Below are 16,159 nucleotides of genomic sequence, written 5' to 3' on the forward strand. Positions count from 1 at the left end.
TTCTGATTCAACCCAAGCATCTTTAAATAATACAGAATCATTTTTAGTAATATTTTGTTTATCTAATACATAATGGAACTTTAATATTATAGAAGTACATAATATTAAAATTAATATAAAATATTTAATTCCTCTTTGTGATTTATATTTAATGTTTTTATTAAAAAATATTAAATATAAAATAATATTATATCAATTATAAATAATATATCAATTAATTTTAAATTAATCATTGATTTATTTAATGGATTAAATAAATTAGGATTTATTACATGTTTTAAAGATAAAACGGTTCCTGTAACTCTCCAATAACTCATATCAAATAAAAATAGCACACTTATTAGTATATTTATTCCCAATAATATGTATGTTCTCTTTTTATCTTTGAATAAAAAACCTAAACTAGCAATTACTAAAACTATAGCAAAATGAGGTGCAAATAATATTTTATTATACTATGTAACAATATATTTAATATCAATAGTGTCAAATTTATTGCTACGTAATATTGAAAGAAATATTATGCTTTTTATGAACAAAATTATTCCTATAATAATAGGATTTATATTAATTATTTTATCCATAAATCTTTTTTTAATATATCGTGTATAAATAATTTATTTTTCGTAGATGTATTCTTCATATTTGTTTTTTTGCTCCCGATTATAATTTATAAATTTTGTTTAACCTTAAAATTTTTTAATTTTAATTTACTTATCATTAAGTATGAACCGATAATCATCAAAATTACGATTATGTAATTTGGAATTGCGATTTTAATATTAATTAATACAAAAATAGCCATAATACAACCTACTATGGTTATTGGAACTCCTGTAAAAGCCCTAGTAAAGGAATTGTATTAAATTTTGATAATCTATATGCTCCACATATTAGAAACAATAATAAAATCGTTAAACCTATTACTCCATTATATCCGAAATTCGAAAGTTCGAATATAATATATATCAATATAGATAGTGTAACTACAAAAGAAACAAGATCAGCCAAAGAATCCAATTATTTACCTAAATCACTTTGTACATTTAAAAATCCTATTTTAACTGCCAAATTTATACCTATAAATTTATATATAGATTTATCAACTATATATTTATAAATTTCTTTAACAATTAATGTAATACCTAAAGACACAACTATAATTAACAGCATTGTAAAAATAAAATGGTATTTTTCTACTGTTATTCCGAAGTAGTTCATAAATTTGCAGATAATCCAATCTAATATTCTTTCATTATTTAACTAAATCTGTGCATCTACACTAGTAAGATTAGAATACGTATCTGTTCCTAAATGTTAAATGTAAATATAACATAAACTAATAGTGTTAAAACCAAATTAGATAAAAATTAATAAAAATACACCTTCTGTTTTTCTTAATGTAATAATTACAAAAATAAATTTCAACAAGAATGGTGTATATATTTATACTCTTATAATTTTTCACTCAAAACTTTCATTATAAAAAAGTTTATTAGCATTGTAACTGGTGTTATAAAAATTTTAACAAGCATTTCTAAATTACTAGATATAAATAAATAATTCATTAATGTTGTCGTACTCACTCTATTGAAAATTACTTGTGCCAAACTTGAAATCAAACTAATTAATATTATTTGATATAAAAAATAAATCAAGTATTTCTGAGGCAAGCTAAATTTACTACTGGTATTACTAAATATTTTTTTTGTTGATACTATAAATACAAATGTAATAGCTGGAATTGCACTAATTACATTTGCTACTCCTACATATAAACCTAACTTACTTGTAATTATATAATATATTGAGAAATCAATAATCCACCCTGTTCCTGAAATTAGAATAAACTTTAAAAATTGCTTTACTATTTTATTTAAATTATACATCTATTTTATCCTTACTAATCTTCGTTATTGTGTTTATCCTGTTTATTTTGTAGATTATCTACCCACTTCTTATAAACCATTAATTCTTCAACACGCTCATTATATACTTGTGTCAATTTATCATATTCTTTTTGTAAATCTAGTACTTGTTTTTCAAGATTTTCAACCCAATTCTTATAATCTTTAGCTTCTTTTATCCTATCATTATATCTTTGTTCTGCTTTTTCATTCTCAGATTTAAACTGTAAAATTTGTTCCTGTAATTGCTTATTCCATTCAATGTATAGCCTATAGTCATCATATATTTCATTTATATTTCTAGCATTTATACAATCTCTACACAGGATATCTTTTTGTTCATCTTTAAGACCACATCTTATATAATTAGATTCTTCACTCTCATAAATTTCATCATATGATTGTTCTAATAAATTGCCTAATACATGTTTCATACCATAATCCATACAACATAATAGAAGTGTCCCATCGGGAAGTAACACATTGTGATTCAAATCTAGTTCACAGTTAATACATACAATTTCACCAACATTCTTCTTATTAACAACATTTTCCTCATTGACATTTCCTGCCCTATTATGAATCTCTGTAATTAATCTGGAATCTTCTGGTATTGCTGTTAATATATCAGGATGAATTCCTGCATGGCAGGAAACCCCTGTGACAAGTTTTTTACCATTTTTCTCATACTTCGTAATATGCTCTAGTAAGTTAATATATTCTTTGGTTACATTAATGTGAGTATTACTTTTATCATCTGGAATGTGAATTACAAATTCCTCAAAAGGTATATCTTTAATTTGATTAAAATCCTCCATTTTCATCCCTACCAACGTAGTATAGATTGCAATAGGCAACTTCTTTTCATATGCATATTTCACCATTTTTGTGCACTCTGGATTAAGCCACGGTTCAGCCATTCCGGAAAAGTCAATTCTTGTATTTTGTGGTAACTTATTAATGCAAGTTTTAAATCTTTCTAGCGATAACATCATGTCAGTCTTCGGATTTTTACATTTTTTAAGATATTCACTAATTAATAATTGCTGTGGACAATATACACAATTACAACTACATCCTATTTTGGTTGTTATTTCAAGCCTTCCTGCCCTTTTCATATAATCCTTCTTTCATTAATAAATTTATTTCTTACTAAAACTTTTCAACCTTTATAACTGTTGCCTCAGATTTTAATGCTGCCTCTATGCCTACTTCTGAATCTTCATATATGACAGTATTCGATGGTCCAATATTATAATATTCCATAGCTTTATAAAATCCTTCTGGATTAGGCTTTACCTTTATAACATCCTCATGAGAAATTATTAATTCAAATAAATCGTACTTACCAAACTGTTTCAATATCTCTGTACTATTTTTTTTAGAAGCAGTTGTTACTAATGCAATATAATATTCTTCACTCATATATTTTATCATATTAAATAAATGTATATTAACAATGGCTTTATCAAGGTAATTTTTATATACATTCTTTTTAAGATGGTGAATCTCTTCTATATTATCTGGTGTACCCATGATAATAGGTAAAAATTCTGTATAATGCCTTCCATTACACTTAGTTACAAAATAATTATAATCTAATGTATAATGATATTGCTCTAAAGCTTCTTTATAAGCATAATAATTTACATTTCTAGTATCAAATAAAGTTCCGTCTAAATCAAATATTGCTAATTTATCTTTCATTAATCATCTTCTCCATACATTTCTATTACATCATGTAACACAATTAATAATCCTGCATAAAACAGTATTGATTTTTCCTCATCTTTTTCTATTTTATAAGGCATTAATCGCAACCAATGTATAATTTCATGAAAATATGTACTTTTAACCCTATCTTTTGAAAACTTTTCTTCCATATATTGCTTAAGCATCATATGCAATTTAATATAAGCTTGAGATTTTGTAAATAGAAAGTTAATCTTATTTTTGTTTATTTCAACTTTTTTAGTAGTCATTAAAAATTCATAGTTGCCATGAATGGATTGTAGTAATTTAGCATAATCTAAGTTTGAGCAATCATGAATATTTCCTGTATTAGGATCAATAATATAAAAGTCATCTTTCCCAGTAGAATCTCTTGTACATATAATATTTTCAATTGTTAAATCTCCATGAATATCTGAATAAATATCTTTTGCAAATACTTCGCTAAGATATTCAATCGAAAGGTATTTTTCATAATATTTTAAGTTTTTATAACCAACACCGTTAATAATAATTTCATCATATTCTTGTAATGAATTAATTTTTTTAGATGTAAGTATTCTATCAATATTTTTTGTAACTTTACCTTCGATATACTTTTTTATTGTCTTTTTATCTGCCGGTTTTACATTGCACTTATAAATAGATGCTTCTAAACACTCTAATGCACCTTTTATCATGTTCCATCCGTTTTCTAACGGCATAGAATGTGCATAATTAAATAGCCCTACTGCATTTCCTAAATACGGCATATCATAATAACAATATGTTTCCTCTTTCTCATACTTGGTAATTTGTGGAAGAGGTAACATTGATTTATATTTCTGCAACCATTGGACCTGTTGATATAGTTTATCACCATCATCTCCAAAAGCATACTTTCTAAAAAAAGTACTTTTCTCATTCATGCACAACATTGTCGTTGCATTAGATCCTGCTGAAAAATCACGAATAATTGATATATCTTGATTAATTTTTAAATAATTCTTTAAATACTCATTTTTATTTGTTGAAAAATATTCCTCTAAAAAGTTTAATCTTTCTTTTTTATCGATATGCGGTAATAAATTTAAATAAGATTCATCTCCAGTAGATATATCTCCAGTGTAATTTTTTTGAAATATAGAAATAATTAATATTATAATAAGTGGTGCAATCATATAAATCGCCATTGCAAATGGAAATGAACCCAATAATTGCGTTGACATTCTAGATATCACTAACGTGCCCATTTCAATGCTATTTTTAGCAAATAAAATTGTAAAAATATCTGTCCATAAAAATGTTGAACCTTCTTTAGATATGAATTCTGCAAAGAAATAATATGACGTTAGGTAAAAAAACCACATTCCTACTGTTGTAACAATTAATAAAATCTTATTAATCTTCAAGAAGATATCTTTAAAATTACATATTAAAGACCAACATAATTTTAATAAGCTACATTCTATTGTTTCATTAAATATACTGGCAATTTTTCTAAGTATCTTTTTTAGATACCCTCTAAACACAAATGCAAAAATTGTTAATAGCATAATGAAAGCAGATAAAAATATATAAAAATAAGTAGATTTAATTCCATTATCACTATTAATACCTGTTAATGTAAATACAAAGAATATTATTCCTACCACAAGTATATCTAAATAACGGTCGACTATTACTGTGGATAGTGCAAAAGTTTTTCCGTTTTTCATTTTTCTTCCTGAATACCATGCTCTAAACAGATCTCCAAGTTTAAATGGCAAAAAGAAATTAAATAAGTATCCTAAAGATAAAGCTTGTACAAGATTTCTATCTTTAGGTTTTTCATATATTTTTACGAATAATCTCCAGCGAAGTACTCTTATATAATGAGCTATGCAAATTAATGTTATGGCTATAATTAAATACATATATCGCATTACAATAATGCCTCTAATCTGCTGTTTGTAACAGCCTCGTCATACTCATCTGGTGTCCCAAAAGAAATATGTTCATCTACTCTAAAACTTTTAATTATATCTCCTCTATTAGCCATCTCATTATATACGCCACTTAAAAAAAATTCATTATATCTACACGCCATTAAATACTTCTCTACTGCTGTTTTAAAAATATCTTTATTTCTAAAATAATATGCCCCGCATATTGCTTCGTTACTAATTACTTTTTTCTCTACTGTTCTACATACTTTCCCTGTACTATCAAACCCCAAAAAGCTATATTTAGAATCATTTGATTCAAATGTTAACATTGCACCATCCATTTGGTTAAATACCGCTGTTTTACAAAAATCATAAAATGAATTACATATAAAGGCATGGTCACAGTCATTAAACACTATTGGCAAATCATCTTCAATAACTTTTATTCCTTCCATACAAGTAAGAACTGCTCCATTAAGTACTTTTGGTACAATTTGTATCTTAGCATCTGGATAATACTCTTTTATCCTATTCACTATATCAAATCTTTCAATATGTTCTTTTAAAACTACAAACGTAATGTCTTTCACTTCCATAAATTTCACAATAGATTGCGTTGCCCAGTAGAAAAAAGGCTTTCCTTGTAACTCAATCAATGGCTTAGGCAGGTTAAATCCTTTATTTCCAAATCTAGTTCCACCACCGCCCATTGGCATTATCAAATGTACTTTTTTACTCATGATTTTCCCCCTTATATTCATATACTACTTCATAATCATAGTTAATTTTTGAGTACTCATTTTCCTTAGCATTAAATACTTTTTTAGGTGCAAATACTGTTTTAAATGTCAAACCTGCAATCTCCTTAGATTGCTTTATAAATTTAGCATTACTTATTTGATCCTCTTCTCGCCATGTTAATGGCTCAAATCTAAACTTACTTTTAGTAATTACACCATAGTTAAGCATATACACATTAAATGTTAGGTTATTCGGAAAATTCATATAGAATTTTTTCTTTAAATACTTAACACTATACATATTTAATCCTGATCCTAAATCCGTAATTCTTCTTTGTAGCATTATTGTCATAAAAACATTAAATATATGATTTCCCCATATTCTAATCTTTGAATAATTAATGAGTTTAGATTTTTTTTCAAATCTACTTCCTAATATACTATCGTACTTTAAATATGTTTTTCTTTTTAATATATTTTCAAAATCATGAACATTGCCTTGATCATCTCCATGTAAAACAATAACATAATCAAAGCCATTATCTATTGCATATTGAAATGCTACCTTATGAGACCCTCCTAAGCCATAATTATCATTATTTCTTAGTAATTTAATATCCACATAGGTCTTATGCTTCTGCAAATAGTCTTGTATTGCCATTTCTCCATTGTCTGTACTTCTGTTATTCACTATAATAACTTGGTTAATATATTTACTTATTTGCCTATCTAATTGGCCTAAAACACGTACTACTTGCTTTTCACAATTATAACATGGTATGAATAGTAAAATTTTATCTTTCATATCTCGTTCTCCCTATAAGAATTTTTTACTTATATATTTTTACAAATAGACCATTTAAAATAATCTATTTATATTTTATATTATGCTATCTCTTTTATATTTTGGTTTATTAAAACATAAAATAGAAACAGGCTATAACCAATAAGATATATTGGATAATAATACATAAATAACCCTCCTGGTGCAGTAGCAAAAATTATTGGCACCTTAATTAATACTAATATTCCCATTGCAGCTAATAGGTATTTCTTATTTAAAATTTGATAAATAGCACAAATAATCAATAATATAGTCGGAATTAAACTATTATACAATAAACTCTTTAAAATTATATATTTAGAATCTAATAATTCTATTAGTGTTATAACTTCTTTTCTTAAATCTATAGATGTAGGTCTCGTAAATTTTTGTTTAAAAAACATATTTTGTACCACTTCTTTATCGTATAATTCTACTCCCTCATCATACAATTGTTCTGTACTAAAAATAAATGGTGTACCTAATGTCATTCCATTTGCATTTATATACTTTGGAATCTGACACTTAGCAAAAGTTATAGGATGCTTTATAACCAATTCCATATATGCTTTCATATATTTTTTAAATTCATTATATGTATAGTTATCTCTTATCAATCCAACATCGTTCCACACTACTTGACTTCCAAATTCTTTCAAAATAGCTAGATCTACTACTTTATCAACATCTTCTAATACCTCTTTTTCTGCGGAAGCAACTTTTTCATTTTTAACTACGTTTTCAATATAATCAAGAGTAGTTATAACCGTGTTTTGATCTCCTATAGTCTTTGATAATAAGTTATCTTGATAACTTATACCTATCCATGATAATAAAATAATGGATATTACTAATATGATATTTTTACGCACTGATATATTTTTTCTAAATACTATAATAAATAGTAATGGTGCTAGCAATAAATAATATATATTTTCACTTCTCCATACAGCTAATATAATACTTAATACAATATATCCTATGTAAAATTCATTGCTGCATTGATTACCTATATTTTCACTAAGCCTTTTCTTTTCAAAAAGGATATTAAATATAAATAAAAGCTCTATAAAAGAACATATTGAACTTCTTATAGGATATAAATTACTATCAATTACAGGAAGTAATATAAATGGTACTATCATTAGTATACTTTTTTTCCTATTACTTATATAATATTTATCAATATTTTTTATTATATAACTTAGAATAAGTGAATTTAATAATACTTGAGCAATTACAACACCTGTTGGAAATGGCAATATCATTAATACAATTATATAAAAATAAGATGTAAAATAGTGTTGGTATGAATTTAGTAAGAGGTACTTACTTCCATCCAAAATATGAAATTCATCCCAACGCCATACACCTGGCCACGTTACATATAGCGCCATCATCATTATTATAAAATACCCTCCAAAAATAGCCATTGCAAATAACATGTTTTTGTCTTTAGATAAGCATCTTTTGATAATATAGCACGCTAATTGTCCTAAAAGTAATAAAACTATCAGTAACAATATTTTTGCAATAAAATATTTAATATTATCGGCTCGTAGTACTGATTTGTCAAACCAAAACTTTTCTGTAAAAAAGCTCATTAAAAATATACTTATAGATACTATTAATCCTTTTTTATCCATTTTAAAATTCATTCATTTTCCCCTCTTTATCCATTTTAAAATTCATTCATTTTCTCCTATACATATAGCAATATATTATTCCTGCTTATCTGATGTTTTATAAACAGGAATAATGTTTTGTTAATTAATACTTATCTTCTTATTTCCTATAATAGATAGTAAATATAAAATTGATAGCACATATCCTAGTAAATAAAATTGATAAAAGTACATAACGTGATTAGTTGGAACCATAAGGTATACCAATATTAAATGAATATAATATATTAAGCTTATTATAACAAATCCAAATTTTTTCTTTATCAAACTTACAACTGACATAAGAAATAATAAAATAATTGGTATTAACTGATTCCAGTAAATATAAAATGCAACTGGCCCATTTCCATTGTTAATTCTATACATACCTGTTAAAGCATATATAATTTTACTTCTTTGCATTTGATTAAATGAATTTAAAAATGCACTTATATCCTCAGATATGTTATATGCCCTTAAAACCCCTTTTAGCTCTTCTTCATTTGGAACTGGCGGAACCCATCTATATTGAGTGCTGACTCCCGTAGATTGAATAAAAATATCTGATTTTACTTTAATGTATTTTATTGGATTATTTATAATAAGCTTTATTGCACTGCCTATAAATTTTTTATACTCTTCATCAGTAAACTCGAGGGGACCAACTGTCTCCTGTAAAAGTTCTACATTTGTAGTGCTCGCATTTAAAGTCAATCGATCAATTGGCATTATATTGTTAATATTATTTAAATCCTCTTCTAAATTATTAGAACGAAGATTATCATCTTGTAAAAGAACACTAAATCCAGTCATAAAAGACCATAATGTTGCCTTTTTTTCTAGTTCTTTATCCGCTTGTTTATTTATACAATTAAAAATTGTAGCTAATACTATTATTATACAAATAGTCTTAGCAATTACTTTATTTCCAACGTATTTTCTAAAAAATATCAACATTATTATAGGTATCAGTATTGTTAGACATATGCTCTCTCCTCTAAAATAGGCAACTATAGTTGTTAAAATACCTATAAAATATAATTTTTTAGCCGATGTGTATTTATCTTCAAAAATTTGATACAACTCAAATAATAATAATAAAAACATTATTGAATAAAGCCCTATTCTTAAAGGATACAGCATAAAATATAGAGTCGGGATAGAAAAGAAAACTGGTAATATAAACCATGATTTTTTACCAAATCGATAAAATGATTGTGTCATAATATATGATATTATACTTGCAAATATTATTGCTTGAACTAATACAATCCCTCCTGCGAATGGCATTAACATTAGACATAAAACATAAAATATATTGGTAAAAATACTTTGATGGAAAACAAAATTAAATGACCTAACACAACTTAATATAAATATTTCATCATTATTCCAGTTTCCTGGCCATGTTGTATAAACTAAAATACCATAAATAATCATAATTAATATAAAAAATCTAATAAAAACTTTATATTTTTCCTCACCATTTCTAATCATTTTTATCATATGACTTATTAATGCTATTATCCCTATTACAGTAATACAAAACAAAATTTTACATAAAACATATGTTATTTTTTGGTTGTCATTTAATCCTTTGAATTCAAAAAATTTTCTTTCAGTAAAAAATGATATTGTTATTAAAGTAAATGAAATTATTAATATAGTATACTTTTTATTAGTAGTAACCATTTTAAACTTAGATCTTTTTTGCCACATTTGCTTTACAAAAGTGTCTAGTTGCTTTAAAAATACTCCATATAAAATACAAAGGGATACAATAGCTATTGTTGAAATAATAGGTGTTTCTGCTAATGGCCATGGAGATAAAAATCCAAACTTAACCATAATCAACATATGGCCTAGATAAATCCCAATACTAATTTTACCCAAATAATCACTTATATTATTTGATAGTAATTTCGATAAAATAGTGCAATTTAAAAATGAAATTATTATAATTCCCATAAATATTATGGTCCACAAATATCTAGATATTTGTATATCCGGATTAAATAATCCTAAAAATAACGTTATAATTAATCCTATTTCTATTAAATTAATTAATATTATATATTTACCTGCCCTAGGTTTAAACCATTCTACAAATCTTCTTATTGCTCCCCCTAATAGCATAAAGCTAATACCATTTAATAAATTATTTAGACCTGAACCTACTAGATGTTTATTTATTAGAATTACACCAAAGCTTCCTATCATTAATGAAGCAATATAATAATTTAATTTATACTTTGACATAATTGCCCATAAAATAAGTATTAAAAAACTTGATATTAATAAAATAGAAATATACCAACTTGGTCCATTAGCATGGAGTTGTACTGTAAAAATTCCATTTAACATAAAAAACTCTGGAACAACTCCTCCTATATATTCTGTTATTTGTTGTTTTGTATATATGCTATTGTATATGTGTACTCTGTAAAAAAATACTATAAATAATGTGATATACCACAAGGGCATAAAATTAAATATCTTCTTTTTTATTATTCGAACTGCTTGATTCCATATATTGCCTCTACAATCAATCTTATTAAATGTATTCATTAATAAATATCCTGATAATATAAAGAAAAAGTCTACAACCAAATACCCCTTAAAGAACTGAGGATATATTAAAGCTGTACTATTACTTATATGAAATAATACTACAGTAATTGTAAAAATAAATCTCCAAAATTGTATATATTTATTTTTCTCTAATTGCATAAGTTAACTCCGTTCTTTATCTATTATTATAGTTTATTATTTTTTTTACTGTTCTCTTAATGCCACAATTAATTAAGTTTTCTCTTACTTGCCATAATTTTTCCGACTTTGTAATCCTCACCAATCCCGCAACTAACTTAACTAATACTTTATTAATGATTCCTGGTGCTCTATCTTCTGGCCTAATAATATTATTATCTTCGATTGTTTGAGTCACTTTTTCTAGCTGTTCTTGGCAGTATTTTTTACTGCAAATTATTTTGCATCGAGAATAAACTTTTTCAACATCTGAAAACTCTATAGCATCTTTTATCCACCTAAAACCTTCATCTATCCATATAGCTTTTTCAATATTATCTCTAATCATATCTTCATTTAACATTCTTGCTATATGTGCTTTCTTTTGATTCTCTGTCATTTCACATTCTTCTCTAAATAGTTCTTTTAAACAACGTAACATGTATCCTATTACATAGCTTGCAAAATGTTTTTCGCCTTCTGGAGTCCATGCCTTATTATCATCCATGAGTTTTTCAAACGCATGGATTAGTTTCATCTGATTCTCAAATCGGTCTTCACGCATTTTTTTTGTAAGTGCCTCTGAATTTTGTTGCATATAATAATAATAACTTTTTTCTAAAAATACAGCTCCATTACACGCATTATAATACTCCATATTTACCAAAAAATCTTCACCTAAAGAGACATCTTCGGCAAATTCTAATTTTAATTCATCAAATATATCTTTTCTATAAATTTTATTACACGGACCTTCTAGTAATACTGTATTTAACATTATGTATGGCAATTTTTCCATAAATACTTTATTCGTTAAAACACATTCTTTCCCCATTACCTTTGACGAAAAATCAATTCTACTTTTAACTCGTTGATTATCATCCAATGTGATCATACTCATTCCACAAAATACTATATCCATCTTGTATGTTTCTATGGCCACTACTAATCTTTCAATCATCTCTGGTGCTATTGTATCATCTGAATCAACAAATTGTAGATATTTTCCACTTGCCGTGCTAATCCCTATATTTCTTGCACTACTAACACCTTTGTTGGGGGTTGTTATAACTTTTACACGTTTGTCAATATTTTCATAATTTCTACATATCTTTAAAGAACCATCAGTAGATCCATCATCTATTAGAATCACTTCTATATTACGATATGTTTGATTAAGTATTGAATTAATACAATAGCCTACATACTGTTCCGAGTTATATACTGGAACAATAACACTTACTTTTTGCATTCACTAATCCCCCACTTTTCTTTTATTATATTAGTATCTCTATACTCTCCATATTCCGCTAATCCATGTTTTAGTATAGTTATTCGTCTTATATATTCTTCATTTACATCTTCTTTTTTTATCCACTCAAAATCATCTAATATTAACTTTGTTACTTGGTCAACTAAATCTCCAGATATATTATTTAAATAACAGTTATATAAAGCTTCTAGTACATGCCAACAGTATATATTAATCATCTTATTTTGTAATGATTTAATGTTATGTTCTTTAAAAAAATCTACGCGTTCTCTAAATGCTAAAGAGGCATATAAATTGGCTTCTCTAAAATCTTCTCCTGTTATACTATCTACCCTTCTTCTGTCATAATTATATTTTGATACATCTACGTATACAATTTTATTGGCATTATATATATATTTGTACGTCGTAAATTCATCCTCATGTATTTTCCCTTTTGGATAGCGTACATCTTTAAATACTGATTTTTTATAAAGTTTATTCCATGCTACTGGTTTGAAATATTTCCAATCTAGCATACCCTCAAGAGCCAAAATTCTATCTGCTTCGATTATTTCTGCTGTACATTTAGTTTCCTCTATAATTCCGTCCATATAAAGGTTTCTGTAACTGCACTCTGCTATTTCTGCATCTCTTTGTTCGCATAAATTATATAATAGCTCTATCATGTCTAAATCAAGCCAGTCATCACTATCTACAAATGCTAAGTACTCACCTTTGGCTAATTCAATTCCTACGTTTCTTGCATCTGACAGTCCACCATTGACTTTATGTATAACTTTTATACGTTTGTCTTTTTTTTCCAATTTATCACACATCTCACCACAGGAGTCTGGTGATCCATCATCTACTAAAATAATTTCTAAGTTTTTATATGTCTGCTTTTGTATTGATTCAACACATCTAATTAGATACTTTTCTACTTTATAAATTGGAACAATTACACTCACTAACTTCATTTTATCTTCCCGTCTCCTTTAATTCATATGTGCAATACGTATAGTCTTATCGCTGAATCCTTTTCATATCTCAAATATTTACAAGTATATTCATTGCACATTTTTAATTCAAGTTAGCATAAGAATCTCTTTCTAGAGAGTTTTCTTTATGCAATAACTTGAATCAATATTTATTTAAACAATTTATTTAATTTTAATTTGAATGCTAATCTAATAATTCTTGAACCCCACTTAGAATTTGCGAGTCTCATCAATTCATTCTTTGTATCTGCTTTATATGTATTTTTAAATGAATTTTCTAAAAGTTCATATTCTGTATAAAGTGTTAAATAGTCATTTATTAGACATTCATATTGTTTTAAATCCTTTGATACTTTAAGACGTTTTTCTAAACAAGCTGGCGACATAAGTTCTTTAAATTCTTTTTCTAAATTCTCTATCATCATATCAGTTGAAAAACTTTCTTCTATTCTGCTTCTACAATTATCACATAGCCTATGATATTTTTCTTCGTCTTTTAAAATATCACAAATTGAATTTACATATTGCATAATCTCTTCATTTGAGAATTCTCTTGAATCTAAGGCCTCTCCTTCAATCTGAAGAAGTGGCAAAATTGCACCGACTTCATTGTCGATAAGTTCTGCTTGTCCGCCTACATCTGAGCTGATAACCGGTGTTCCCATTGACAATGATTCATATGCAGTTAAGGCTAACCCTTCTTTTAATGAGCAAATTAGTGTCAATTTACTTTCTTTATAATATTTTCGAACATCCGTTTGTCTGCCTGCAAAATAAACAGTATTTTCTAGATTCGCATCCTTCGCTTTTATTTGTAATTCATTTAGTTGTGGCCCATCTCCGACTACTATAAAAGCTATATCTGGTATTAGTTTCTTTGTCTCTTTAGCAATTTCAAGCATCAAAAAAGGTCTTTTTTGTGGATGTATTCTACATGGAAATAAAATAGTTGGACGTTGTTCTTTTATCCCTAGTTTTTCTTTTACGTTTGATTTTGGTGTATTATTGCTATTATACTTATCTTTATCTACACCAATATAGATCGTTTTTACAGTATCTTTTTCTCGTTTGAAATTGTTGATCAAGATATTTCTCGTTCTATTATTACACACATAAGTACGCTCAGTTATCTCCCCTAATGCTCCCGTTGTTCTTGCATATCCACCATTTCGCCAATACCATTCTTCCATGTGTACATAATCTACTATTGCTACGTGTGGAAATTCTTTTCTAATCCATGGTATCAAATAATATCCATAATATGAATTAGTTAAAAATACAATATCTATTTGTCTTGATTTAATAAAATAACTAATAAAGATTGCATATTGATCTACTTCTAAAAAAGTTGGTAGTTCAAAAATATCTTGTGTATTTTCTTCAAATAATGATCTCCATGTATTTTCTGCTGGCACTGTCGTAAGTATACTTAATTGGTATTTTGATTTATCCAATTTCCTTACAACATCTAAATTAAATAAATCTGCTCCCCCCATCTCCATCCAAGGAAGAATCATCATAATATTCACTTTATCGTGTTTACTAGATATTCTTTTATTCCATTCTGTATTTTCTGGTATATTAAACTTATTACTTTGATTTAATGGGTATTCTTTTGCCTCTATTGTATTCGTTATATTCTGTGCTGCTTTTTTAATAATATTTTGTGACTGATTTAAAATGTCACTATTTTTTCTAACTTGACTTCCCATTCCATTGCTAGTACGTCTATACCAAAAGGCTATTTGATCTAAATGTACTGGTTTTTTACCTTTTGCTAATAAATCTAACCATAGTTTCCAATCCTCATCATAGTGTTTAGAAACCTCGTCATATCCCCCAACCTCTATAAAATCTTGCTTTCTAATAGCTGCTGTACAAGTAAGTATATTATCTTTTTTCATTACATCTGAAGAAAATTCTTTTTTCCAAACATATTCTTGTTCTCCAAAACCCACACTATCTGTATAGCACCAACTATATCCTGGATTAAGTTTAAGTCCCCAATAAATACATTCTAAATATGTTGGAATAATTAAATCGTCTGCATCTAATGGAACAATTATTTCCGTTGTACTATTAGATGCAGCATTATTTCTAGCATTTGCCTGTCCTCTATTTTGTTGTGTTATTATTTTTATCCTTACATCTTTTTTAGCAAGTACTTTTAATCTTGCTATATCTTCTTTATCGGTACTTCCATCATCTACAATAATCCATTCAAACCATGGAAATGTTTGATTGAGTACACAATTAAATGTCTGTTCAAAATATTTACCTGCATTATAGTAAGGTGTAATAATACTTATTAAAGGAATTTCGCCTTTATTTATATCTCTATCAAAAAGCACCTTCCCAGGTTCATTACTAAAATTAAATTTCATTT

At 26.6% G+C, this 16,159-nt stretch carries 12 protein-coding genes; all 12 read right to left on the reverse strand.

The window, feature by feature from the left end; translation table 11 throughout:
* Positions 1–1,020: 1,020 nt before the first annotated feature.
* Positions 1,021–1,221, reverse strand: coding sequence for a hypothetical protein (locus ACYUET_RS07550; RefSeq protein WP_460278697.1), 201 nt, complete (start codon positions 1,219–1,221; stop codon positions 1,021–1,023).
* 233 nt (positions 1,222–1,454) lie between these two features.
* Complete coding sequence (locus tag ACYUET_RS07555; RefSeq protein WP_460278698.1) at positions 1,455–1,889, reverse strand: GtrA family protein; 435 nt, start codon at positions 1,887–1,889, stop codon at positions 1,455–1,457.
* A 14-nt stretch (positions 1,890–1,903) separates the two neighbouring features.
* Positions 1,904–3,025, reverse strand: a complete 1,122-nt coding sequence (locus ACYUET_RS07560; protein WP_460278699.1) for a radical SAM/SPASM domain-containing protein — start codon at positions 3,023–3,025, stop codon at positions 1,904–1,906.
* Positions 3,026–3,059: 34 nt separating this feature from the next.
* A complete protein-coding gene (locus ACYUET_RS07565) occupies positions 3,060–3,614 on the reverse strand; it encodes an HAD family hydrolase (RefSeq protein WP_460278700.1) in 555 nt (184 codons plus the stop codon).
* Complete coding sequence (locus tag ACYUET_RS07570) at positions 3,614–5,542, reverse strand: lysylphosphatidylglycerol synthase transmembrane domain-containing protein (RefSeq protein WP_460278701.1); 1,929 nt, start codon at positions 5,540–5,542, stop codon at positions 3,614–3,616. Before ACYUET_RS07570 ends, ACYUET_RS07565 begins: the two co-directional genes overlap by 1 nt.
* The gene (locus ACYUET_RS07575; RefSeq protein WP_460278702.1) at positions 5,542–6,285 is read right to left on the reverse strand and encodes a sugar phosphate nucleotidyltransferase; all 744 of its coding nucleotides are present in this window, start codon (positions 6,283–6,285) and stop codon (positions 5,542–5,544) included. The genes ACYUET_RS07570 and ACYUET_RS07575 overlap by 1 nt, the downstream gene beginning before the upstream one ends.
* The gene (locus tag ACYUET_RS07580) at positions 6,278–7,090 is read right to left on the reverse strand and encodes a glycosyltransferase family 2 protein (RefSeq protein ID WP_460278703.1); all 813 of its coding nucleotides are present in this window, start codon (positions 7,088–7,090) and stop codon (positions 6,278–6,280) included. Before ACYUET_RS07580 ends, ACYUET_RS07575 begins: the two co-directional genes overlap by 8 nt.
* Positions 7,091–7,170: 80 nt before the next feature.
* Positions 7,171–8,766 (reverse strand): hypothetical protein, encoded by a 1,596-nt coding sequence (locus tag ACYUET_RS07585; RefSeq protein ID WP_460278704.1) that lies wholly within the window; start codon positions 8,764–8,766, stop codon positions 7,171–7,173.
* A gap of 108 nt (positions 8,767–8,874) precedes the next feature.
* Positions 8,875–11,502, reverse strand: a complete 2,628-nt coding sequence (locus tag ACYUET_RS07590; protein ID WP_460278705.1) for an acyltransferase family protein — start codon at positions 11,500–11,502, stop codon at positions 8,875–8,877.
* A 16-nt stretch (positions 11,503–11,518) separates the two neighbouring features.
* Positions 11,519–12,772 carry a glycosyltransferase family 2 protein gene (locus tag ACYUET_RS07595; RefSeq protein ID WP_460278706.1) on the reverse strand — a complete coding sequence of 418 codons (1,254 nt, stop codon included), beginning with the start codon at positions 12,770–12,772 and terminating at the stop codon, positions 11,519–11,521.
* A complete protein-coding gene (locus tag ACYUET_RS07600) occupies positions 12,760–13,752 on the reverse strand; it encodes a glycosyltransferase family 2 protein (protein WP_460278707.1) in 993 nt (330 codons plus the stop codon). The genes ACYUET_RS07595 and ACYUET_RS07600 overlap by 13 nt, the downstream gene beginning before the upstream one ends.
* A gap of 170 nt (positions 13,753–13,922) precedes the next feature.
* Positions 13,923–16,157 carry a glycosyltransferase gene (locus tag ACYUET_RS07605; RefSeq protein ID WP_460278708.1) on the reverse strand — a complete coding sequence of 745 codons (2,235 nt, stop codon included), beginning with the start codon at positions 16,155–16,157 and terminating at the stop codon, positions 13,923–13,925.
* Positions 16,158–16,159: the final 2 nt, after the last annotated feature.

This window comes from Clostridium sp. CTA-5 (assembly GCF_054768135.1).